At 35.5% G+C, this 23551-nt stretch carries 19 protein-coding genes; 10 read left to right on the forward strand and 9 right to left on the reverse strand.

Features of this window, described 5'->3' with window-relative positions; all coding sequences use genetic code 11:
• The first annotated feature begins 154 nt into the window (after nt 1-154).
• The 3 genes from SB689_RS20485 (at nt 155) to SB689_RS20495 (ending at nt 2192) form a co-directional block, all read left to right on the forward strand.
• Nucleotides 155-514, forward strand: coding sequence for a rhodanese-like domain-containing protein (locus tag SB689_RS20485; protein ID WP_410693941.1), 360 nt, complete (start codon nt 155-157; stop codon nt 512-514).
• Between the two features lie 199 nt (nt 515-713).
• Nucleotides 714-1604 carry an AraC family transcriptional regulator gene (locus tag SB689_RS20490; RefSeq protein WP_410693942.1) on the forward strand — a complete coding sequence of 297 codons (891 nt, stop codon included), beginning with the start codon at nt 714-716 and terminating at the stop codon, nt 1602-1604.
• A gap of 132 nt (nt 1605-1736) precedes the next feature.
• Nucleotides 1737-2192, forward strand: coding sequence for a nuclear transport factor 2 family protein (locus SB689_RS20495; RefSeq protein ID WP_410693943.1), 456 nt, complete (start codon nt 1737-1739; stop codon nt 2190-2192).
• Nucleotides 2193-2458: 266 nt separating this feature from the next.
• On the opposite strand, the gene SB689_RS20500 is transcribed toward SB689_RS20495, so the two are convergent.
• From SB689_RS20500 to SB689_RS20520, 5 genes are all read right to left on the reverse strand, one after another.
• Nucleotides 2459-4222 carry a phospholipase D-like domain-containing protein gene (locus tag SB689_RS20500; protein ID WP_410693944.1) on the reverse strand — a complete coding sequence of 588 codons (1764 nt, stop codon included), beginning with the start codon at nt 4220-4222 and terminating at the stop codon, nt 2459-2461.
• 443 nt (nt 4223-4665) lie between these two features.
• On the reverse strand, nt 4666-6078 hold the full coding sequence (locus tag SB689_RS20505) for a TolC family protein (RefSeq protein ID WP_410693945.1): 1413 nt from the start codon (nt 6076-6078) through the stop codon (nt 4666-4668).
• A 36-nt stretch (nt 6079-6114) separates the two neighbouring features.
• Nucleotides 6115-9270 carry an efflux RND transporter permease subunit gene (locus SB689_RS20510; RefSeq protein ID WP_410693946.1) on the reverse strand — a complete coding sequence of 1052 codons (3156 nt, stop codon included), beginning with the start codon at nt 9268-9270 and terminating at the stop codon, nt 6115-6117.
• Nucleotides 9271-9275: 5 nt separating this feature from the next.
• Nucleotides 9276-10418, reverse strand: coding sequence for an efflux RND transporter periplasmic adaptor subunit (locus SB689_RS20515; RefSeq protein WP_410693947.1), 1143 nt, complete (start codon nt 10416-10418; stop codon nt 9276-9278).
• A gap of 349 nt (nt 10419-10767) precedes the next feature.
• A complete protein-coding gene (locus SB689_RS20520) occupies nt 10768-11355 on the reverse strand; it encodes a TetR/AcrR family transcriptional regulator (protein WP_410693948.1) in 588 nt (195 codons plus the stop codon).
• A gap of 323 nt (nt 11356-11678) precedes the next feature.
• On the opposite strand from SB689_RS20520, the gene SB689_RS20525 reads away from it, so the two are divergent.
• Together SB689_RS20525 and SB689_RS20530 are read left to right on the forward strand one after the other, a co-directional pair.
• Entirely contained in the window at nt 11679-12698 is a 1020-nt protein-coding gene (locus SB689_RS20525; protein WP_410693949.1) for an NADP-dependent oxidoreductase, read from the forward strand.
• A gap of 107 nt (nt 12699-12805) precedes the next feature.
• Entirely contained in the window at nt 12806-13528 is a 723-nt protein-coding gene (locus SB689_RS20530) for a carbon-nitrogen hydrolase family protein (protein WP_410693950.1), read from the forward strand.
• A 15-nt stretch (nt 13529-13543) separates the two neighbouring features.
• On the opposite strand, the gene SB689_RS20535 is transcribed toward SB689_RS20530, so the two are convergent.
• Together SB689_RS20535 and SB689_RS20540 are read right to left on the reverse strand one after the other, a co-directional pair.
• Nucleotides 13544-14125 (reverse strand): TetR/AcrR family transcriptional regulator, encoded by a 582-nt coding sequence (locus SB689_RS20535; RefSeq protein ID WP_410693951.1) that lies wholly within the window; start codon nt 14123-14125, stop codon nt 13544-13546.
• Nucleotides 14126-14372: 247 nt separating this feature from the next.
• Nucleotides 14373-15119, reverse strand: a complete 747-nt coding sequence (locus SB689_RS20540) for an SDR family NAD(P)-dependent oxidoreductase (protein ID WP_410693952.1) — start codon at nt 15117-15119, stop codon at nt 14373-14375.
• A 1142-nt stretch (nt 15120-16261) separates the two neighbouring features.
• Between SB689_RS20540 and SB689_RS20545 the strand changes: the two genes are divergently transcribed.
• Nucleotides 16262-16876 carry a chromophore lyase CpcT/CpeT gene (locus SB689_RS20545; protein ID WP_410693953.1) on the forward strand — a complete coding sequence of 205 codons (615 nt, stop codon included), beginning with the start codon at nt 16262-16264 and terminating at the stop codon, nt 16874-16876.
• Nucleotides 16877-17023: 147 nt separating this feature from the next.
• On the opposite strand, the gene SB689_RS20550 is transcribed toward SB689_RS20545, so the two are convergent.
• Both SB689_RS20550 and SB689_RS20555 read right to left on the reverse strand, forming a co-directional pair.
• Nucleotides 17024-17722 (reverse strand): DUF1826 domain-containing protein, encoded by a 699-nt coding sequence (locus SB689_RS20550; protein WP_410693954.1) that lies wholly within the window; start codon nt 17720-17722, stop codon nt 17024-17026.
• Nucleotides 17723-17845: 123 nt separating this feature from the next.
• Nucleotides 17846-18619: a methyltransferase domain-containing protein gene (locus SB689_RS20555; RefSeq protein ID WP_410693955.1), complete on the reverse strand. Its 774-nt coding sequence runs from the start codon at nt 18617-18619 to the stop codon at nt 17846-17848.
• Nucleotides 18620-18769: 150 nt separating this feature from the next.
• On the opposite strand from SB689_RS20555, the gene SB689_RS20560 reads away from it, so the two are divergent.
• From SB689_RS20560 to SB689_RS20575, 4 genes are all read left to right on the forward strand, one after another.
• The gene (locus SB689_RS20560; protein ID WP_410693956.1) at nt 18770-19516 is read left to right on the forward strand and encodes a metallophosphoesterase; all 747 of its coding nucleotides are present in this window, start codon (nt 18770-18772) and stop codon (nt 19514-19516) included.
• Nucleotides 19517-19597: 81 nt separating this feature from the next.
• Nucleotides 19598-20158, forward strand: coding sequence for a DUF2652 domain-containing protein (locus tag SB689_RS20565; RefSeq protein ID WP_410693957.1), 561 nt, complete (start codon nt 19598-19600; stop codon nt 20156-20158).
• Nucleotides 20159-20379: 221 nt separating this feature from the next.
• On the forward strand, nt 20380-22542 hold the full coding sequence (locus SB689_RS20570) for an outer membrane beta-barrel protein (RefSeq protein ID WP_410693958.1): 2163 nt from the start codon (nt 20380-20382) through the stop codon (nt 22540-22542).
• 164 nt (nt 22543-22706) lie between these two features.
• Nucleotides 22707-23507 (forward strand): hypothetical protein, encoded by an 801-nt coding sequence (locus tag SB689_RS20575; protein ID WP_410693959.1) that lies wholly within the window; start codon nt 22707-22709, stop codon nt 23505-23507.
• The last annotated feature ends 44 nt before the right edge of the window (nt 23508-23551 follow it).

A 23551-nucleotide genomic window follows, 5' to 3' on the forward strand; every position in this document is an offset into this window, starting at 1 on the left:
AATTAAAATTACTCTTTTTATGAAAACACTCCTTAAATTTCTAATATCAAATGTCCACTTTTTGCTGACGATTTACAACTACATGGAAAGTTTTACTGGCCTGCATTATTCCTTTCGGCACATTTTACGTTGACAAAAAAATACTGAGCAAACTATGAAAAACATTTTTATCTGTATAGGAGTAATTATATTCATTTATGTCATTTACAGAGTTTACAAATATCAAACTTTGGACGATGGACTCGGTACGTTAATTGAAAAAGGTGCCATTATACTTGACGTACGAACCGAGAAGGAGTTTGCCACCGGACATATCCCGGACTCTCAGAATATTTCCTTGGGAACAATCAGGGAACGATATACTGAACTCGATCCTACAAAAACCTATATTACCGTTTGCTCTCATGGACTGCGCAGTGTAAAAGCCGAATCGATATTAAAGGAAAAAGGTTTCAAAAAAGTTTACAACGGCGGTGCGTGGAGTGATTTGCAGAAAAGTATTAAGAATAAATAAGAACTCGATATTTATCCGGCGGCTTTCAACTTTTAAAAGAAATTACGGTCGTCATTGCTAGATTATTTGCAGAAACTGAATTATTCTCCTGAATCTGTTGGAGCTCTGGGTTATCTCAGTTTTATAAGGCGCCATTTCTTCAAGGTTACTATAACCACTTCTTCCGTTTACAGACAAGAATTAAAAATTTTCAACAGTATTGACTACAGTTCTGATTCAAATGAAAATCAAAAATAATTTTTCCGGAAACTCAAAAAAAGATTCATATGCGTCACTTTCTTTGGATGGTGTACCTGTAATTCAACATATTGTCGATTTCGAAGATAATCAGGGCGCAATGTATCTTCAAGATCACTTACTTATTTTTATCCTGGAGGGAAGTGCCAAGATAATTTATGGGAATGAGATATTCAATGTCAACAAGAATGAAATGATTTTGTTGAAAAAGGCAACTTTTGTTTATTACGAAAAGTACATCGGTCAGGAAGATCGTGAGATCTTCGACTGCATGATGTTTACTATAAAAGAGGAATTGGTGAAGTCATTTTTGACCAGTACCGAATTGAATATATCCAAACGATACGACACAAGAAAATCCTCTGTAGAACCCGTCAATGAGTGCCTGATTGCTTTCACAGGTTCTCTGCAACCATACTTTAAAGACGCTGATAAGGTTGCTCCTAGTCAGCTGCGTCGTAAAATGATGGAGATGCTATATGACACCGCTGTATGCAGTGAGAATATGTTCGGTCAGATCCTTCATTTGCAAAATCCGGTGCGTGAAAATTTGCGAGAAGTCATTGAACAAAATTATGCTTCTCCTGCAAGTCTGGAAGAACTTGCTTATTTGTCAGGCCGAAGTCTTTCCAGTTTTAAGAGAGATTTTCAAAAAGTATTCAATATGGCTCCTGCCACATGGATAAGAAAAACAAGACTCAACAAAGCGAAAGAAATGCTTGAGTCAACAAATCTGTCGGTAAATGAGATCTGCTATTCATTAGGGTTTGAGAATGTTTCCCACTTTTCGCGAATATATAAAGATTACCATGGTTCACCACCCACTAACTTCAGGCAGAGAGCAATTTTATAATTTCCTTGCAAATTGACCTGAATAGTACAAAAAGATGGTCTGTATAGAAAAAAAATAATTCAAAAACCGGCGTTAATTTGTTAATAATAAAAATTAGATAATATGATTAAATTATTAGTAGCCGTCGGACTTATGTTTTCCACAGTAGCGACAGCAAAAGTGAATTACGGTTCAGGGGGAAATAGTAACGAAAAAGAAAATAGGTCAAAAAAAATGGAAAAGATGGATGATACAAAAGCTATTCTTGCAGTTATAGATACCTACATAGAAGGACTTCGTCAAGGTCGTGTCGATCTTTTGAAAAAAAGTTTTCATAAAGATGCAATCATGCACGGATATTCGAGAGATAATAAAATTACGGAAGGAAGCGTGCAACACCTTTACGATATCATTGAAAAGGCGGGTGCCTTATCGAACGTTACAGCGAAAAACAAAGTTCTGCATCAGACTTCTAATACAGCATTTGTTCTTGCCGAATTGAAGTCGACAGCACCTAATGAAAACTCCACTGACTATCTCTCTCTGATGAAGATTGATGGCCAATGGAAGATAATTTCGAAGGTCTATCATCTATCTTATGCAAAATAAATTTTAATGAGTGTTAATTTAGTTTTTAGTTTGGCCTGTTCATTAGAACAGGCCATTTTTTTGTAAACAAACAGTATGTATAATATTTTTAAGAGATCTTCAAAAATAATTAACAGACTAAATTTTTGGAGTAAAATATGGCGAAAAAACTCAAAAGAATGAAAAACTAATAATGCTTGATTTTAGAATTGAATCCTGTATTAGTACGAATACTTTTAATTTATGTATTTCCGGTTCTTTCTAAATATGATTTCTACCGGAGAAACTTAGGATGAAAATAGTTTGCGATCTCTTATTTTTCTGGGATCTGTATAATACTCTTTCCACCAAGGATGATCAAGATGATTTTTTGGTGGTTTTGCAAGAATCAGTTTTTTTCCTTCGTCTTTCGCTTTCTTCCTCGCAATTCTAAAATGATAGTGATCAAAAATGCGAAGTGCCTCAATCATATAAGCAACAGCTATACGACGATCCCTTATTAAAAGTAAATTCTCGCCATTTGATAAATCTGCAGCTTTAGAGAAATTATAAGAGCCCATGTAGACGCGCGCTCCGGGCTTATCGAAATCAATGACAATAAATTTGTGGTGAAGACGGGTACCGCTACCACCAACCGGTTCTGATTTAAATGGTTCCGGTATATAGTCGCTTAGTGATTCGGCGCTGACGGGCGCAAAATTGCCATCGGGTTTCAGCAGCTCAAACCCGCCAATTTCTTTGTCAGCCATACCATAAACAAATATTTCGGGGTGGAATGTTGCTTTTGTCAATGCCTCTCTTACAGGTCCGCCGGTCTGTGCCAGAAATGCCAGGGAATAGAAAAGATTGGATTCGGTGTTAGCTATATCTTCTCCTATCTTATCGAGTTGTGCATTTTCAGCAATGTGAGGAGAGAAAGTTACTGAGGCATCAATTCCATCCAGTCCCAGATCATTCCAGCCTGAAGAACTTGTCGAACCAAATGCAGCTGTATTATTTTTATTGGACCAGTAGTTATTGAAGGCTTCCAGGAAAAGTTTGACAGGTTTTGTACCATGCATAATAATTGCATTGTTTCCTTGTACGAAGAAGCCCCTCCAAGAGTAATTTGTAGAACCACACAAAACAGTTTTCTGGGTTGGGCTGTCAACAATTATTATTTTGTTATGCTGGAGCTTTCCCATAATCTGCCTTCTGACATGATCCCTTCCCGCAGTTGCTGCTAAACGATGTTCCGCTGCATTTTCTGCCGAACCATCCTCACCGTGGGTGCCATCCTCATCAATAATAATAATAATAATAATAATAATAATAATAATAATAATAATAATAAGGCGATCCTGAAGTTGCTCAAGCAGCGAAACCATATCAGGAAGGTTAAGATCATAGGCAACCATATATACTTTTGCGTGCGGATCGTCAACAGCGTTTTCAAGTATTTTCATAATCTCCTTCCGGGCTTCGAAACCCATCCACCCCAAAGCTTCTTTTGATTTTGGATGACTGCTTGTAAAGTTCAATCCCTCTTTTGCTTTTGAAGGTAACAAAGTTTTTATTTCACCATACGATTCGTAATGGTTGACAAACGCTTGTGAAGAAACAAAGCCTCTTGTAAAACATATATTCAACTTCCCTGGATATGTTTGATGGAACAATTGCATGGCTATCTCTTGATACTCTCCATAACTTAAAACACCCGAATCGCTCATAAAAACAGGTATGACACGATAAAGGTACTCTCCCTTGATATCTGCATTTCTGGGGAAGTGAACCCAGCGGAATTTTTGGATTGGTGAAAGTCTCGTGGAGAGTATTTCGGAATTTAATTCGTCAGTATCATTGGTAAATGCCAGACGGTTTTTAAGAGGATAAAATATCGTGCCCTCAGGTTCTTTGTATTCAATTGCAAAGCCTACAAAATTTACAGGTAGATCGTCATCTTTCCAATTCATGGCTAAAAGTATCATACCTTCGCCACGATAGGCTTTCAACGAAAAGAGAGCATCACTGTTTTGTCCGGATACTTCGAATGCAGTAATAGAATTTTCCATGGTTTATTTAGTTTTTATAAAGTGTTAAATTACTGGTTTTTTTTAATTTGAGTGTTTTTTTTGAATTAATAGAACTGACTTTAAAATAAAGTTCCTGTTTGAACAACTTTTTAAGTTCGGTTGTCTACGGAATTCTAAGAACGACGAATCTTCGTAAACGATAAAAAAATACTTGATTATTATAAGAGTTTTGAAAATAATTTTTTATAACTGGACTTCAACAAGATATCGGCCCTGAATGAAATTAATCCATACGTTAGAAGGTAACCGGACTTTCCTGCTTTCAGATAAAAGCAAGATCGGATTATAGCAGTATACAAATAAAGCAAATCGCCACTTAGATAATCTAAATGACGATTTTTGAAAATGAATGTATGTATTTTTGAGCAGTAGCATAACTAATACGGTACTGCTGAGCACTGATTAGATATCTGTTGTGAAATTCAATTGACACCGCCTCCCAAACTCCTGTAGAGTTCGGATATTGCGATAAGTTCCGATCTTCGTATCAAAGCCAATTCCAGTTCGCTTTGCAGCACATTGCCTTGTGCAATAATAACTTCAAGATATGTGGCCATCCCATTGGTAAACAAATCATTTGCTCTCGTTGTTGATTGTTTGAGTTTATTTACTCTTTTTTCGGCTAATGTTTCCTGTGTCTTTAATTTTTCAATTTTTACCAGTGCATCTGAAACTTCACCTACGGCATTCACTACAGATTGCCTGAATTTCAATACTGACTTTTCACGCTCGACCAAATCAACTTTATATTGAGTGCTCAATTCTTTGTGTTGCAAGAGAGGTTGTACAACGCTTGCACCGACGATACCGAAAAGCGCCGAAGGAATATTGAACCAGTCGCTCGCCTTGAGTGAATTTACTCCTCCGCTTGCTGTGATTCTTAATGATGGGTACATGTCAGCTTTGCTTACACCTACTTTGGCATTTGACAATGCCAGTTCGAATTCCTTTCTCTTGATATCGGGTCTCAGTCTCAGTAATGTCGAAGGCAGTCCTGCGGAAATTGTTTCCGGAAGTATTACTTGTTCCGACAAAAAGCTACGGTTAATGCTTGAGGGCAGATCACCGCTCAAAACACGCAGTGCATTTTCCTGTTGAATGGTTGCCTGTTCCAATTCCGGAATTAATTTTTGTGTTGCCAGAAGCTGTGCCTCAGCCTGTTCGACCGCAAGTGAAGTAACCTGACCTGATTCATATTGTATTGTCATCATCCTTACAGTACTCTCATTCAATGCGATGTTTCTTTGTGCGATTTTCAATTGTTCGTCAAGCATTATCAAATTATAATAGCCTTGAGTTACATTTGCAATCAATTCAGTCTGTATTGCTTTGCGTGCTTCATTGGTTAATAAATAAGAAGCAAGAGCAATCTTGTTTTTGCTGCGGATCTTGCCCCAAATATCTGCTTCCCAAGACAAACTTATACTTGTTGTATAATCTTCCAGATGATTGGTTCCAAGAAACTGCGAAGTTGACATTCCATTCAGGCTGTTGTTCGAAGGATTGTTTGTTGAAGAAGCAATATTTAGTCCTACAATCGGTACATTGTTCCATTGCGACTGTTTCAATCTTAACCGGGATTCTTCGACATTTTTCAGTGCGATTTGCATATCAAAATTCCTGACAATGGAACTGTCAATCAACTTCTGAAGCATAGTATCTCTGTAAAATTCTTTCCACGGAAGAGAAGCGATCGACATCGTATCCTCAATTACCGCATTACGAAATGTCGAAGGCAGTTCGGGTGCAGGTGTCTTCAAGTCTTTGGAGACTGTACAACCGATAATGATGAAAAGGATATTTGCTGTGACAGTTATTTTAAAGTATTTTTTCATTTCTTAATGATGAATTTTGTTAAAAGGTTCTATCTGTTATTGTAAAACAGGTTCCGGAGTAGTATTAGCTGGTTTTCCTGATACTTTCTCATGCAGCGCCTGAAACACGATAAACAAAACAGGTATAAAAAACAGTCCCAGAACAACGCCGCCGATCATTCCTCCGGCCGCACCAATACTGATGGAGTGATTGCCCATTGCAGATGGTCCTGTTGCTCTCATCATTGGCGCAATACCGGCAACAAATGCAATCGACGTCATAATAATTGGACGTATTCTCAGTTTGGCAGCTTCCAGTGCGGATTCTACCAGTGAGTGTCCGGCATTTCTTCGTTGAGATGCAAATTCCACGATCAAAATTGCGTTTTTAGCGAGTAATCCGATCAACATGATCAAAGCAACCTGAATGTAAATATTGTTATCGATCCCGGCCAGACGTATTGCCACGAATACTCCGATAATACCCGTAGGTACTGAAAGAACGACGGCCAAAGGAAGGATGTAACTGTTGTATTGAGCACATAACAGGAAATATACAAACAGAAGGGACAGTATAAATATTAATACAGATTGTCCACCGGATAAAATTTCCTCCCTTGTCATTCCTGAAAATTCAAATGAATAACCTGCAGGCAATTCTTTTTCCGCAACTTCGCGAATAGCCTGAATTGCATCGCCTGTACTGTAACCCGGTTTGGGTACCGCATTAACTCCGATGGAGTTGTAAAGATTGTATCTGGTTATGACTTCAGGACCAAATACCCTTTTCAGACTTACTATAGTGTTAACGGGTACCATGCTTCCTGTTTTGTTTTTGACATAAATTTCATTCATTGAAGCAAGATCGGCGCGTTCTTCTTTTTCCGCCTGAATCATCACCCGATAATATTTACCGAACCGGTTGAAATCCGATACCTGAGCACTTCCAAAATATGCCTGCATACTGCTTAAGACATCTTTTTCATCAATACCGAGCTGTTCGATTTTTTCATGATCCAATATCATCTCAAACTGTGGGTAATCCGCACGAAATGTCGTAAAAGCCACTGCGATTTCAGGTCTTTTCATCAGTTCTGCAATAAAACGATTTGCAATACCTCCAAATTTATCAAGTTTTCCGCCTGCCTTATCTTCAAGAACTATATCCAGTGCATCTACATTACTGAATCCCGGTACTGTCGGGAATGAAAAGACAAAACATTGCGCACCTTTTATCGTATTCATACGTTTCTGAAGTTCTGCAATATTTGCGGATACGTCGTTCATATCACCGCGTTCTCCGTCTTTCTTCATCCTGAAAAATGCAACACCCGAAGATGGACTTGTAGAACTTGTCAATATGTTAAATCCCGCTACCTGATTGAAAGCGAACTTTGCCGGCATATCTCTAACTTTGTCAGCAGCTTCATCAAGAATTGCCTGCGTTCTCTTCATCGATGAACCTGGAGGAAGATTAACTGAGATGGCAATAAAGCCCAAATCCTCGGAAGGAATAAATCCTGTGGGAGTTTTTCGTATTAATATTCCTGTTACAAGCATGATTGCCACAAGTGCTCCGAGGCTTATCCATTTAAATTTTATCATTTTCTTTACGCTCCCAACATATCTTGAGGTTACGTTTTCAAAACCTTTGTTAAATGCGAAGAAAAATCTTTGTTTGAAATTTTTTGGCTTTTCGTGGTGGTCATGATTCACATCTTTCAAAAGCAAAGCGCACAAAGCGGGACTCAAGGTCAATGCATTTACAGCCGAAATAGAAATAGCGATTGCCAGAGTAAAGGCAAATTGGCGATAAAAGACCCCGGCTGAACCGTTCATAAATCCAACAGGTAGAAAAACCGCAGCCATTACCAGAGTAATGGAGATGATTGCGCCGGTTATTTCGTGCATAGCGGACATGGTAGCTTTTCTCGGTGTGATGTTTTTATGTTCCAATTTTGAATGAACAGCTTCCACCACAACGATTGCATCATCCACCACGATTCCGATAGCAAGAACAAGTGCAAATAAGGTTAGAAGATTTATTGAAAATCCGAAAATCGACATGAAAAAGAATGTTCCGATAATTGCTACGGGTACAGCAATGGCGGGAATCAATGTGGATCTGAAATCCTGTAAGAATATATAAACAACAATAAATACAAGGATGAAGGCTTCCAGTAAAGTTTGTTGAACCTGTTCAATGGATTGATCCAACATATCTTTGGTGTTGTACAGAATTTGCTGCTTGATTCCGGGAGGGAAATCTTTCTCAGCTTTTTTTAGATATTCACCTACTTTGGTTTGTATTTCCCTTGAATTTGACCCCGGCAGTTGAACTACCTCAAACAAAATACTTTGTTTGTCATGTACTGTGTTCAAAGAATTGTAAGTATAACTTCCCAATTCAACTTTGGCAACATCTCTCAATTTCAAGATAGTTCCATCTGAGTTAGATCTAATGATCATGTTTCCATATTCTTCAGGTTTGGTATATTTTCCTGAATACTTAAGAACATACTCAAAAGATCGGTTACTTGATTGTCCTAATCTTCCGGGTGCCGCCTCTTGGTTCTTACTTTTGACAGCTGCCATGACCTCGTTAGGAGTAATACTATATGCGGTCATCTGTGCCGGATTTAGCCAAATACGCATGGAGTAATCTTTATTGCTTCCTAAAAATCTTACCTGCCCAACTCCTTGTATACGCTTCAGCTCAGGTATTACGTTTATTTGAGCATAATTTGTTAAATATGTTGCATCATATAGTTTTGGATTTTCACTCATTAGATTGATTGCCATGACCAGTGAGTTTTGAACTTTTTGCGTGGTTATACCTGCCTGAACCACTTCGGTCGGCAACAATCCCGTTGCAGATGAAACACGATTTTGAACATTCACCGCAGCCTGATCGGGGTCTGTACCTAATTTAAAATAGACCGATATGGTGAGTGTTCCGTCATTGCTCGATGTCGAACTCATGTAAGTCATGTTTTCAACCCCATTGATTGATTCTTCGAGAGCGGGTGCAACGGCACGAACCATTGTTTCGGCATTGGCGCCGGGATAGTTTGCAGAAACCTGAACGACAGGAGGTGCAATGTCCGGAAATTGTTGAATGGGAAGATCCATGAGACCTACGGCTCCCAAAATGACCAGCATAATGGAAACTACTGTTGCAATAACCGGTTTGTCTATAAAAACTTTTAACATAATCTTTAGTTGATATTTATTTTAGCTATTTTTTCTGTTGACTTTTCAGGTTTCACCACAATGCCTTCTTTTAGAGACTCCATCCCTTTTAACACGAGTTGATCACCTGCTTTTAGTCCTTCAGATATATAGTAGGTTGTGTCCGACGTTCCTGATATGGTTAAGGCTACTTGTCGGACTTTGTTATTTCTATCGACCACAAAAGCGAATAGTTTATCCTGCATTTCAAAAGTCGCGGACTGTGGAATTCCGATAACGTTCGATTGCTGCAGGCCCAATTTTATTCGACCTGAATTTCCGGAACGCAGTAAGCCTTGCTCATTCGGGAATGTTGCACGTAAGGTTATTGCTCCCGTCGTTTTGTCAAAAACAGCATCGACCATGTCCAGTTTGCCAGCCTGAGGATATACTTGTCCTCCTGAAAGAATGATACTGACAGCAGGAGCATTTTTTATTTTCTCTGCAATTGATGCCCCTTGGAGCCCTTCCTTAAAGGTCACAAAATCTGATTCAGATATGGAAAAATAGGCGTGAATCTCCCTGTTATCAGATAAGTAGGACAGGGGCTGAACATCAGAAGGGGAGATGATACTGCCGGTTTTCTTAAACAATCTTCCGACGAAACCGCTAACCGGAGCTTTGACGGTAGCGAAACCCAATGTTATTTTGGCGTTGCCTGCTTTGGCTTTTGCCTGTTTGAGTCTTGCCATTGATGCCTGATAGGAGGTTTGAGCAGTCTTTAACTGATAGGGTGAAACAACTTTGTTCTGAACTAAAGGTGTAAGTTTATCAACTTCCAACTTTGCCGTCATGAGATCTGCCTTTGCAACAAGCAACTCGCCTTCAGCAAAATTGGAATCTTCTGTGAAAGGTCTGTGATCAATTTGAAACAGACGTGTCCCTTTTTTTACGTAAGATCCCTCCGTGATATAGATTTTTTCGAGAATTCCTGACACTTGAGCTCGTAATTCAACGTCAGTTTGTCCCTCCATTTTGGCAGGATATTCCAGATAGACCATTGCATTGCCAGGATTAACGGTTGCGACCGGAACCGAGGGTATATTTGCTGACTCTGTTTTGTCATCACCGGATTTACAGCCTATTAATACAGCGTAGGCGAACAAGCCATATATTACAGTTTTTTTCATGAAATTATTTATTAGAATATTTGAAATTGTATAAATTTTTGACAATTGAAAGCTGATCTATGATTCATAATCGACATTTTTAATTGTTATTTTTGAGTTATATTTAATTTTTTCTGTTGTTGTTTGAATGCCATATTGATAACCACTATTTTGAATTGGACAGTAATCTCAAAAACGATTGCTTTGCAAAAATTAAAAGTACTATCTGGTATGTTTTAAATTTTAATTCTAATTTAACATACTAATTGGTATGTTTTAATTGCAAAAAAAATAGCTTTATGTTGGAGTATTAATTATTTGATCTAAGAAGATGTTTAGGCATGAAGAAATTCTGTGCAAAATTATAAATTTAGTCTAGTGAATTTATATAAATTTTAAACTCTTTGAGAAATGTATAATAGTACTTCTTTCCCAATATCTTTCCCATATTTCTTACGCCATGATATTGAGTCAGAATATGAATTGCAATCTTTTTTGCATCATGATCCAAACGCAGCTGACCGGCCGTTTGACTTCTTATTATCTCGTCTTCAATTGCCTTTCGCCATTTGTTTAATGACTTTAGCAAAGCATTGCGAAATGCATCCGACAGAGGTGCCATTTCCTGAATTAGATTAACGGTCGGACATCCATTTGCGGCATTCATGAATGGATGTTCCAATAGTAAACTATGCATCATCTGATACATGTTTTTCTTAAAGTCCATTCCTTTGGAAAGCGATTTTTCTATGAAAGGTAATATCTCATTGTTTAAGGCTTCACTGATAAGTGCTATACCCATTTCCTCTTTATTACGAAAATGATAATAGAAAGCGCCTTTGGTAACTTGAGTTTTTTCCAAGATCTCATCGATGCTTGTTGCTTGATACCCCTGCCTGTAGGTGAGAATCAAAGCACTCTTTAAAATATTAGATCTCGTAATTTCTGCTCTTGTCATAAAACATACTAATTAGTATGTTGCAAAGATATATACCTTTGTTTGCATATGCAAACAAAATCTGCATAAAAATCTAAAGGAGTAAGGGTAGGATCAAATTTGCTTATGGAGTTACTGAGGCTTCGAATGGAAGAGAGTATCAAAATTTAGTATCTAATCAACCTAAAAATGTAGAATAAAGAAACAGTTGCCTGTTCAATATTAGTTGGATAATAAAGTATATTCCCACAAGTGATAGTATTGCACTAAAATCCTTACAGGTTTGCTCATTTTTTTTATTTTCATTTTAGAATTAATGTTCATTTGTATCTGTATCTTTTTTTTTGGAATTTTTATTCCAAAAAATTGTATATTTGCATTCATATAATTTTAAAAAAAAAATGAAAGCAATAATTTTACAAGCCCATGGGGATGCATCAAATCTGGTATTAGCTGAGGTACCGGTTCCGGTAGCAAAAACGGGTGAAGTGCTAATAGAAGTTAAAGCTGTTGCCATTAATCCTTCAGATACATATATCAGAAAGGAAGAGAGCCTAGACTATATTTTTGGTGATGAACGTCCAAGAATTATGGGATGGGATGTTTCAGGTATTATAGCAGCAGTTGGTGAGGGTGTTAATAAGTTCAAAGTTGGAGATGAAGTATTTGGTGCCATAAATTTCCCTGGTCGTAACCATTCTGGGCATGGAAAAGGGTATGCTGAATTTGCAACAGCACCAGTAACGGATCTGGCGATCAAACCTGCAAATATCAGTTTTGAGGAAGCTGCCGGTGCAACAATGGCTGCTTTAACAGCTTGGCAACCACTTAGCAAAGCAGGTATTAAACCGGGTGACAGGGTTCTTATAGCGCCAGCCGGTGGCGGAGTTGGTCATTATGCTGTGCAGATTGCCAAACATTTCGGAGCATATGTTATTGGTATAGCTTCGGCGCGAAAACGTGATTTTGTACTAAGTTTAGGTGCTGATGAAGTAATAGATTATACTACGCAGCGCTTTGAAGATATAATTACTCCGGTCGATGTAGTTCTTGACGGTTTGCGTGGAGATCATATAGCACGAAGCTTAACTGTAGTAAAGCCTGGAGGAAGACTAATTACACTTTATACCCCCATTGCAGGGACGCCATTGGAAGAACTAGCGAAAGAAATGGAAGTTAACGCATATTACAATACAGTTCATGGTAGTGGGGAGGATATGGAAAAATTAGCAGGTCTCCTGGCTGCTGGAGAATTGAAGTCATACATATCTAAAACTTTTCGCTTGGAAGAAACTGCTGATGCACACAGGGAAATGGAGCTTGATAATGCGCAAGGGAAAATTGTAATCAGCCTAAAAGACTAGATACCTTAATTAATATGTTTATGGCAAAAAATAAATGTGACCAAATAAAGGTAACTATTTGTGAACTCAGTGAAGATCGTCACGAATTTTTAACAGACTGGAGTGCTTTGCAAAAACACATAGCTATTGAGCGGCCGAGATTACTACTGTTGCCGGAAATGCCTTTCGACAGGTGGCTGGCTGCTGATCGTAATATTTCAAAGGAATTGAAGATGGAAAGCATAGAGCGACACAGGGATTGGATGAACGAGCTTGAAAAGCTGGAAGCAGATTATATTGTGTATTCAACACCGGAATATATTGGTGATAAATTTCTCAATACAGCTTATGTTTATTCCAAGCGAGATGGGCATCAACGGTTACATTCCAAGGCTTATTTCCCAGAAGAACCGCATTTTTGGGAAGAGAGCTGTTTTGACAGACCTGATCCTGTTGTGTTTGATACCTTTTTACTTGATGGGTTTTGTATTGGAGTTCTGTTGTGCACAGAACTCTGGTTTACAAACAATGCAAGAAAATATGGAGAACAAGGAATAGACCTTCTATTATGTCCTAGGGCTACGGGGAAAGAAAGTGTTGAACAGTGGCTCAATTGCGGGAGTACTTCAGCAATAATTTCAGGATCTTATTGCCTTAGTTCTAATAGGTCAGGAAATGGAGCAGAAGGTTTTCAATGGGGTGGGACAGGCTGGATAGCAGCTCCAATCAACGGCTCGCTCTTAGCAACTTCTTCTAAGAATAATAAGTTCGTAAGCATTACTGTTGACCTAGAGAAAAGCAGATTGGCTAAAAAAGAATATCCGTTGTACGTAAAGTCAAATGGCTTTTAAGAAGAGTTAAGGTTATTATAGAAGGTTTGATAATGTTTTTTTCACCATCAACCTGCATGCTTTTTCATCCATTCCAGCTTTAGCAGATACAACCATTCCAGAGATTGCATTGATAAGATAATCCGCAGTTATCTCAACATCAATATTTTTAAATGAAAGGCTAGTATTTTTCCTTATTTCGATAAAATGCACAAGTGCATCACGACATTCTCGGTAGCTTTCCTGGACGATTTCCAAAGGACCATTATCTTCCGGGCTAAACTCAATAATTGAGTTCACTAGAAAGCACCCATTGGGTTTGCCTGGATGATAACATCCCTGAATGGCCAGTTCGAATACTTGTTCAATGCCCTGTGTAGGATCAATATTGTCTATTTTAATCTTATTTAATGCTTCTCCTGTAAGTTCGTGATAACGATTAAGAGAACGTATCAGCAACGCACGTTTATCCCCAAATGTAGAGTAAAGGCTTGATCTGCTTAAGCCAAGGTGTTTGACCAGTTCTTCTGGTGATGTAGCAGTAAAGCCACGTTCCTGAAAAACTACAATTGCTTTATCCAGTATCTCTTCTTCTATAAAATTTTTATTTCGTCCCATATTTCAAACGATTGTATAGCGGTAAAATCTCATCGTAGAAATTATTTACCTCCTTAGCCCTCAATTCTTCTGCAAATATATGCAAAATCAATTTGCAGTTTTACTTAGTGATATGATGTGATAATAGTTGGGAAAATAGATCGATGTAACCTGAGAAACATACTAACGATAAATGACTTTCAATAAAATTTCTATAATAAAAGTAATTTTATTGAAAGCCATTACATATTGATTTTTTTTAATCTGCTTATGCGGTAATTCCACCGTCGACAGAAAATGCACTGCCTGTTATATAAGAAGCTTCATTGCTTGCCAGAAAATTGACCATAGAGGCAATCTCTTCTGGTTTTCCAAGTCTTTTTAAGGGAATTGCATTAATGTATGCCTCGCGTATAGTAGGATCTTGTGGCATCATATCGGTATCGATAGCTCCAGGTTCTACTGAATTTACAGTAATTTTTCGAGGTGCTAAGTCCCATGCAAGTCCACGTGTGTAAGCAGAAAGGGCAGCTTTTGTCGCGATATAATCGCTAAGTCCTGGACCTCCTATGCGACGTCCACCAACGGAACCCATATTGATAATACGTCCGCCATCAGGCATAAATTGTTGTACTGTTCTGACAGCCTCTGCGGTGGAACGAATATTCACATCAATCATACGGTCATAATCATTAGTTCGTTCTGACGCGGTCTCTAAAGATCCTCCAACTGATGTTGCTGCGTTGTTTACCAAAATATCAATTTTACCAAAGGCTTCCGCTGCTGTTGTTATTGCGTTCATTACCGCGCCTTTCACTGCCCCGTCCGCCTTTATAGCCAATGCCTGCCCTCCGCTTTGAAGAATATTCTGTACAATCACTTGTGCTTTCTCATCAGAATTTACGTACGTAAACGCAACAGAAGCTCCTTCTGCTGCAAGGCGTCTAACGATTGCCTCACCCATGCCCCGTGTCCCGCCGGTCACAAAGGCTGTTTTTCCTTTTAATGTTGCCATAATTATTTATATTGGAATTTTAATTCCCAAATTTACGCATAAAATTTATATTGGAAAAATAATTCCAATATTTTATTTTTAATACTGCAACGTATTTGTATATTGACCTAGATACGGATATTTAAATTAAAGCCATGATGGGTGGTTAAAGTACTTTTTGTATCAGCTATGATCCTCTTGAAAAAAAATATAAATATACTCTACCATTACTAGTGATTAAAGTTTTGTTAGAATAGTATGTTGGAATTTCGCACTAACGGAATTTTTAACTTTTTAGCATAATGTCAAATTATGATCACCTAAAAAAAGTCTTGATTCAGATTCCGCAGCTATAAACCCACAAATTCCTAATCTCTTAAAAATCCATGATTTTAAGAAAAAACATACCAGACATTTAATAAACGTAATATAAAATTTTTGCAGTTTTGGTGGATTCCAAAACTTATTTTCGTTCTAAAAGTAGGTGGAAATTGAGTTGTACTGGCAAAATCTATCAATTATCTTTGCTGCCATCGGGAAATGTTAATTTTTTAATTTGCAGTTATTTACAGGTTTGGAGGTGTACAAAAGTAGTACAAATATGTTTTGTAATTTTCCGGGAATAAAGCTAAATCTACTGTTTATCGGTGTTTGCGATGACGATATTCTTGCAAAATGTAGAAAAAAAAGATGTTGCAGCATTTCAAAACTGTACAACTTTTGTACACCTTGAACTCTGTTAAGTATTATGAATAAAGGATTGTTTACTTTCTGTATCGGAAAGTAGAGTATATAGATTGCAACTCCAATAATACAAAGATCCCTTTAAATATAATATTTAAGGGGATTTTTATTTCATGTTTATTAAATATATCAATTTATAAAAAGTCTGTGGGACAAATTTACTACACAATAACATAAGTGAAATTTGCAGTATTTCTTATTCTGTAATAAGGATTATCAGTGAATTACTTTATAAACTTCAATCCAAACTAGTATCGATAATCAATAAGTTTTTAATTAATAAAATAAAAGTCTACTGAATCTATAGACTTTTGTAAATGTTTTTTATATTTGCACTCCAAACAATTGGGATGAGTAAAAAAATACAATTAACAAATCCTATTTTAAATAAAAACAATAATAACCTTTAATTCAATTAAATGAAAAAAAACATTTTTTTTCTTGCAGTTTTTGCAACTTTTGCGTGCAGTGGCCAAATCAAAAAAAATAAAAACAGTGCCTATCTTAATGAATTGGTATCAACTATGCAGGGTACTTATTCTTCTGCAAAACAAGCTACCGTAGATTCAACTTATTTTAATATTTCATTAAAAATGATTCCAATTTGGGAAGATAGGGGCAACTATTTATATGTAGAACAGGCACTTACAGATAAGCAGGACAAGCCTTATAGGGTTAGAATTTATAAAATTACACAACGTAATGAAAATGAATTTGTAAGTGAAATATATACCTTAAGAAATGAAAAAGATTGGATAGGAAAATGGAACGATCCCTTAGCATTTGAGAAACTTTATGAAAATGAGCTTGATCCGAAACATGGTTGCGAAGTTGTTTTGAAGCGAATCGAAAAAAACAAGTTTTCTGGTCAGACCGGAATAAAAACCTGTGCAAGTGAACTTCGAGGTGCTACTTATGCTACATCAAAAGTTCTCGTTTCAACTGATCAAATTCTTTCTTGGGATCAGGGATTTGATAAAGACGGAAAACAGGTTTGGGGTGCAGTAAAATCTGGATATATATTTGAAAAATAATTAGCATTCAAATCATAACTTATACTGAGCGACACTATTTAGTTGTCGTTTTTTGTTATTAAAAAAAGATTTTTATTTTTTGAAACAGGAGGCTAAATAATAAAAAGTTGTTCAATTACAATTTGTAAAAGTTTAATAAATAATCCTTTAACATATCAAAAGCAGACGATACTCCCCATCATTCTCAACTGGAGCCCTATGAACACAAGGTAAAACTTCCTGTTCGGGATGATCTACGGCTAATTTCCAGAGATGTCCTAATCCCAGATTTATTGGTTTTGCATTAGGTTTAGGTTGATAATGCAAATCAAAATAATATTCCTTTAAGAAGGTTTCAAATTCTGCTTCCGAACCATTATGTAATTCTTTAAGCTTTTCGCGGATTTCTGGAATCAAAATTTTTTGTTCAACCTCATTATTGGATATAATATCGCTCGCAGCACCGTGATAAGTACATAAAAAAGTATTAGTACCAATAGTTGAACGATCTACATGAAAAGAATATACATCTGTTGAAATGAAATCAAGCTCCTCATCTCGTTCATAATTTTTAAGTAAATTAAGAGAAGGTGATGCTCCAAAATCGGTTAATAATTGTAAATCATTTAAAATAATTTCTCTTGCGATATTTCCATTTTCTGAAAGTTGTAGTGATAAAAGATCCTCAATGGAAACTTCCGTAATGTTCTCTTTTAAGTGAAGTTGAGATACAATTTCTTTAAAATCTCCATTCAAATTTCTATTCCAGCAAATTGCATTCATTTCCCCTTGGAAATTGGTGTTTATAAGTTCAGAAAAAGTAGAAACCACTCCAATTTGATTGTTGTCAGAAAATATATTGCTCATATTTTTTAATAAAGCTTTTACTCGTTTAGTTGTGTACAAAAATACGGAATAGGTTAGAAGATAATGGTAAGATTAAATTTGTTTTTATGCATTCCAATATGGGTAGCTATTATTAGATGTTATTTAGTATTTATTCTTCCTCCCATACATCAAAACCCTCTTAAAAGAATAAATAGCAGGAAGTTTCGGGAAATTCTTTGCAATTCTTTGTTTAAATTCTGCTGTAAAATATTTTTGTTGCTCCTCATCCAATTTTTCCAAATAAGGGATCAAAGCCGATCCTGAAATAAAATTAAATAAGGTCTCGTAATCTTCCGCGATGATTGGATAAACTTTTTGTGAAATATTCAACTCTTCAATTCCATTATCAAATAAAATCTGGGCGTATTCATCGATTGTAAGAACTGCAGATGGGCGATTCCAATTGTTTAATTGTGATTTAAAAGGTTCTTCATCAGCCATTTCAAACAAAATTTGATTAAGAATATTTCCCGGCTGATAAGGCATTTGGATAGCTAACTGACCATCAGATTTCAACTTTGAGATCAATTTCGGAAACAAAGTTTGATGATCGTCAGACCATTGCAAAGCGGCATTACTGAAAATAAGATCCCAATTTTCATCACGGTTCAAAATTTCTTCGGTGGTCGCTTTTTGGAAATGAAGACGGTTGTTTTCAAGAGTTTTAGATTTTTCCAGCATTTCACTTGAAGAATCAATTCCAACAAATGTTGCGTTTGGAAATTTCTCTGTAAGAATGGCGGTCTGTTCGCCTGTTCCGCAACCCAGATCAATCGCTTTCATGTTTTTTTCATCTTTAATAAGATCAGCAAGATCAAAAAATGGTTTGAAACGAATATTTTTAAATTGATTATAAATGTCAGGATTCCAAGGCATAATTTGTAGATTTTAAGTGGATTCAATTTAATAATTTTAGAATAAATTGAAGAATTTTAAATATTAAAAAAGACTTAAATTAATGTTGGAATTCGAATGATCTGGAACATAAATGAAGCAAAAATTATGATTCTTTCTTATTTTAGCAAAATGAAAATACAAATCATTAGCGACTTGCACCAGGAATTTGGATTCACCGATCTATCTTTTGATAATGCTGATTTGGTCGTACTCGCTGGTGATGTAAATTTGGGAACAAAAGGAATTGAATGGATCAAAACTAAAATTCCAAACAAACCTGTAATTTACGTGTTGGGAAATCATGAATATTATAAAGGTTCTTACCCAAAAACGCTGAATAAAATAAAGGCTGCCGCTCAGGATTCCAATATCTTTGTGCTTGAGGATTCTTTTGTAGATATTGATGGAATTCGTTTTCACGGTGCAACATTATGGACAGATTTTTCAATATTCGGAAATCCAATGCATTATGGGATGATCTGTCAGCCCAAAATGAACGATTATAAAAAGATAACACGTGATCCTTCTTATTCAAAATTAAGAACAATTGATACGTTTAAAATTCATCAGTTTTCAAAATTATGGTTACAGGAAAGCCTTGAGAATTCAAAAGGGTTGAAAAATATTGTGGTTACTCATCATGCGCCAAGTATTCAGTCTGTTCCCGAGCAGTATAAAGAAGATCCGATAACCTCAGCATATGCTTCAAATCTTGATGATTTTATTGTAGAACATCAGCCTTTGTATTGGATTCACGGACATATTCACACACCTTGCAGATATAAAATTGGAGAAACGGAGATCATTTGTAATCCTCATGGTTATATTGATGAAAAATACAATGGCTACGATAAAGAATTGTTGATTGAGATTTAATTAAAATTTTAAGATGATGATAAAGTAAAATAAAATCTGTTGCGTCTATTACGATGAAGAAGGTTTTTAAAAATTATCATCATGAAAAATACAAATATACACGAGGGAATTATACTCATTCCGGACTTCAATGGGTTTACAGAATTTGTGTTCAATACAAAATTGTATACAGGTCAATATATTGTAAGAGAGCTACTTTCCACTTTGTTGGAGGTGAATGATCAACATTTTGATATTTCTGAGATTGAGGGTGATGCTATTTTATTTTATAAATATGATTCGAAACCATCGTTTCAAACTGTTTCAAAATTGCTTAATAAAATGAGGAATGCTTTTAACAGAAAAGTGAAAGAATTAAGCGAAGTTTTGAATACCTCGATTGATCTTTCATTAAAATTCATTGTTAATTATGGGAAATTTTCGCAGTATACTCTCGGAAATTTCAAGAAATTGTATGGACCAACAGTAGTAGAAGCCCATCAGTTACTTAAAAATAACTTTGCGGAACAGCCTTCTTATGCTTTATTCAGCAATTCTTTTCTGGATAAGACGAATGATTTTGAGAACAGTTCTAATGGCCAGTTGTATTTACCGGAGGTTGGTGTTATTCAGTATTTTGAAAAAATAAAACAGCATATTTAAATTTTTATTTACAAATTTCTTATTACAGACGTTCGAATAAATTTGGACGTTTTTTGTTTTAAAGATGTTAATTTTATCTATTCTTTATTAATATTTTACAGTAACTAATCTTTGTGTTTTTATAACGTAAAAGTGAATTTCAATAGGCGTGAATTTTTTTCACGATTTGGTGTAACATAACTTCAATGATAAGTGTCTTATACATGAAACTCAATTTTTACATGAAAATATTATTAGCTCCAATCGCTTTATTAATAGGTTCCTTAGCTTTTGCTCAGGCAGCGAAAAAAGATACTATTAAAGGAAAAGATATAGAAGCTGTTGTTATCACTGCCAAAAAACCTACCGTAGAATCTAAGGTTGACAGAACGGTTTTTAATGTTGCCAACAGCTCGATCGTTGCAGGAAATACAACCTGGGACGTGCTTAGAATGACACCTTTGGTGAGCATTGACAATAATGACGCAATAAAAGCGGAAGGAGAGTCCGTAACAGTTTATATCAACGACAGAAAATCTGTTTTTAAAGGCAAAGAATTAAAGGAATATCTTGCTACAATTCCTGCAGATAATCTTTTGAAAATCGAAGTCATTACAAGTCCATCTTCACGTTATGAAAGCGCTGGATCTGTCATTAATATTGTCCTGAAAAAGCGTGATGATGAAGGGTTGAAAGGAAGCGCTACTTTCAATAACAGACAAAACAGAAAGAATTCTCAGTATACCAATCTGAATCTTAATTATCACAAGAAAAAATTCACCCAAACGGTAATCGGCAGCTATAGTGATAATACGTATGTTCAGCAAAATTCTATCTTCAACACATTGTATGAAAACAATAAAATTACCCAGATAGAAAGTGAAAGCATCTATAAAAATAGAAGTCCGTCTCTTTCCTCAACTTCCGAATTTGAACTGAATGATAAAAACAATATCGGACTTATTCTTGAATATTACCAAAGCAAAACATCTTCTACTTCTGATGCAAGCGGAATGAATTTTAATAAGGATGGTCTTCAGGATTCTTACATTCAGAATCAGAGTTCAAACGGACTTAACCGAACGGTGGGAACCAACCTTTTTTATAAATATTACGACAAAGAGAAGAATAAAATTTTAGATATTAACGTCGGAACCAATTACAATTCTCAGAAAGATAATAGCTTTTTTGTAAAAGATATCAGTACGAACCCTATTGCGAATGAATTAGGAATTAATTCTAATAATGAGATGCGAAATTACTATCTGAAAGTAGACTACACGCAGCCTTTAGGAAAATCGGGAGCTACATTTGAAGTAGGTGGAAAAATGGATTTTAACAACAATGTTATTCCAAACAGTCTTTATGGAAATAATCTTGACATCGACCTTCGTACAAATGATATTTTCCGTTATAGTGATAATATTAACTCTCTTTACGCAAATTATAGTAAAACTTTCTTTAAAAAGCTAGAAACCAGAATCGGACTTCGTTACGAACACATCGATTTTAAAGTACGTGAAGACGTTGCCGGAACTTACAGAAAAGATTCTTACGGAACTTTTTTGCCTAATTTATTGCTAAAATATTCTTTCTCTGATAAATATGATTTGAGTGTAACCTATAACCGTAATATTTGGCGTCCTTGGTACTCGGAATTTAATCCGTTTCTTGTTCCCAATAATGATGGAATTTATACGCGAGGAAATATGGATCTGGAGCCCAATCCAAGCGACAGAGTGGTCATGAAACTAGGCGTTTTTAAGAAATATTTCCTTTCTGCAAGGTACATGTTTACAAAACAGGATTATTGGACAACTTATGATGAAGAAAATAATAAAACAGTTTCATATCCTGGAAATTTCCCCGGAAAAGTAGAGAAATACTATCTTTTTGCAAGTACCAATCAAACCTTTCTTAAAAATAAACTGAGCGTCAACGTAGGTTTCGGATGGTACTACATTGATAACAGTGATTTTAATAATAAGAACGGACTTATCAAAGAAGATGGTTCAGGTCCTAAAAGTTATATCAGCTATTGGGGTGGCTCTACCAATCTGTCATACACCAATCTGTTTAATAAAAATATTAATTTGAGTGCTTGGGTTGAACTTGCTAATCAGAATAACGGAAATTCTTTGGCCAACAGAACAAACGTTTTCCACAATATTTCGATAACCAAAATTTTCCCGAAAACACAGATGGAAGCTAGTATACAGCTGATGAATATTTTCCAGAGACCTAATTTTGATTCTACGACTTTCAGCACGGCAGGAACTTTCAAAAACTCCTCACAATCTGATTGGTACGGAGTTTCTCTTACCTTCGTAAAACGTTTCGGAAACCAAAAAGTAAAAGACAATACAAAAACCGATGTCGAGAAAAACGGAGGTGGCGGAAAGTAATTTTTTTTAGTCTAAAATATTTTCAATTTAAAAGTGACAGAAGTAATTCGGTCACTTTTTTTATTTAGATTAAAATTGTTGATACTATCATAGATTGATTTTTAAATTTCAGAAATACTTTTACTGAATATTTTGTTTTAATTTGTCAGCGTGATTTAATAACTATGAAGAAATTTTTGATAACTATACTTTTATTTTCCAGTTTGTGTGCTTATGCTCAGATACAATATGTTTTTAATGAGAATTTAATTAAAAGTACATTTGATTCAATACAGATTTATAAAAATAAAAATGAAAAACTAGTTTTAGCTAATGTAATCCATCATCGTAAAAATGAAAATGACTTTCTATTTTGTAATTACGAAAAACCTAAGGATGATTTACATGCAAAATTATTATATGCTATCTTAAATTATAATGATAGCTATAAATTAATAAAAGAAAAAGAATTTTTAACTGGTGTTGTTATCAGAAATAATAAGCTTAAAGATACCATTTTCAGCAGAGTTACAGAATATATTTATAGAAAAAATACTATTTCAAAAAATTATTATAGTTCTGAAAATAAACTTCAGAATAAAGTATTTCAAATCAATGATGAAAAAGGGCGAAAAAAAGAAATTATTAATATATTTTATTCAAATAATGATATTGTTGTTAATGATATAAAAAAATATGATTGGCTTCTCAATGGAAATGGTTACAATTATGAATCTGAACAATTTACTTTTCCACGGCAAAAATTCGTTGGAACTTATTTATTAGATGAGCAAGGCAATATTTTATCTATGAAAGGGAATTTACAAATTGAAGGAGAAAAGGAAGTGGAAATAGTTGATTTATATAATTTACCCAAGCAACAAAAAGAACTTGATGAAAAAGGGAATGTTGTGAAAATATTTGAAATAAAAGACGGAAATAAAAAATTAATAGAAGAAAGAAAATTTTTTTATACTCATAAATAAAAAATGCCCGAATCAAATTCAGGCATTTCATTTAGAAATATATA

The organism is Chryseobacterium sp. SIMBA_038, from assembly GCF_046535115.1.
GTDB lineage: Bacteria > Bacteroidota > Bacteroidia > Flavobacteriales > Weeksellaceae > Chryseobacterium.

What these genes read in the sequence shown, in the direction of transcription:
- SB689_RS20485 (WP_410693941.1), top strand. Translation starts at nt 155, where the DNA reads ATGAAAAACATTTTTATCTGTATAGGAGTAATTATATTCATTTATGTC.
- SB689_RS20495 (WP_410693943.1), top strand. Translation starts at nt 1,737, where the DNA reads ATGTTTTCCACAGTAGCGACAGCAAAAGTGAATTACGGTTCAGGGGGA.
- SB689_RS20500 (WP_410693944.1), bottom strand. Translation starts at nt 4,222, where the DNA reads ATGGAAAATTCTATTACTGCATTCGAAGTATCCGGACAAAACAGTGAT.
- SB689_RS20505 (WP_410693945.1), bottom strand. Translation starts at nt 6,078, where the DNA reads ATGAAAAAATACTTTAAAATAACTGTCACAGCAAATATCCTTTTCATC.
- SB689_RS20510 (WP_410693946.1), bottom strand. Translation starts at nt 9,270, where the DNA reads ATGTTAAAAGTTTTTATAGACAAACCGGTTATTGCAACAGTAGTTTCC.
- SB689_RS20515 (WP_410693947.1), bottom strand. Translation starts at nt 10,418, where the DNA reads ATGAAAAAAACTGTAATATATGGCTTGTTCGCCTACGCTGTATTAATA.
- SB689_RS20520 (WP_410693948.1), bottom strand. Translation starts at nt 11,355, where the DNA reads ATGACAAGAGCAGAAATTACGAGATCTAATATTTTAAAGAGTGCTTTG.
- SB689_RS20535 (WP_410693951.1), bottom strand. Translation starts at nt 14,125, where the DNA reads ATGGGACGAAATAAAAATTTTATAGAAGAAGAGATACTGGATAAAGCA.
- SB689_RS20540 (WP_410693952.1), bottom strand. Translation starts at nt 15,119, where the DNA reads ATGGCAACATTAAAAGGAAAAACAGCCTTTGTGACCGGCGGGACACGG.
- SB689_RS20545 (WP_410693953.1), top strand. Translation starts at nt 16,262, where the DNA reads ATGAAAAAAAACATTTTTTTTCTTGCAGTTTTTGCAACTTTTGCGTGC.
- SB689_RS20550 (WP_410693954.1), bottom strand. Translation starts at nt 17,722, where the DNA reads ATGAGCAATATATTTTCTGACAACAATCAAATTGGAGTGGTTTCTACT.
- SB689_RS20555 (WP_410693955.1), bottom strand. Translation starts at nt 18,619, where the DNA reads ATGCCTTGGAATCCTGACATTTATAATCAATTTAAAAATATTCGTTTC.
- SB689_RS20560 (WP_410693956.1), top strand. Translation starts at nt 18,770, where the DNA reads ATGAAAATACAAATCATTAGCGACTTGCACCAGGAATTTGGATTCACC.
- SB689_RS20565 (WP_410693957.1), top strand. Translation starts at nt 19,598, where the DNA reads ATGAAAAATACAAATATACACGAGGGAATTATACTCATTCCGGACTTC.
- SB689_RS20570 (WP_410693958.1), top strand. Translation starts at nt 20,380, where the DNA reads ATGAAAATATTATTAGCTCCAATCGCTTTATTAATAGGTTCCTTAGCT.
- SB689_RS20575 (WP_410693959.1), top strand. Translation starts at nt 22,707, where the DNA reads ATGAAGAAATTTTTGATAACTATACTTTTATTTTCCAGTTTGTGTGCT.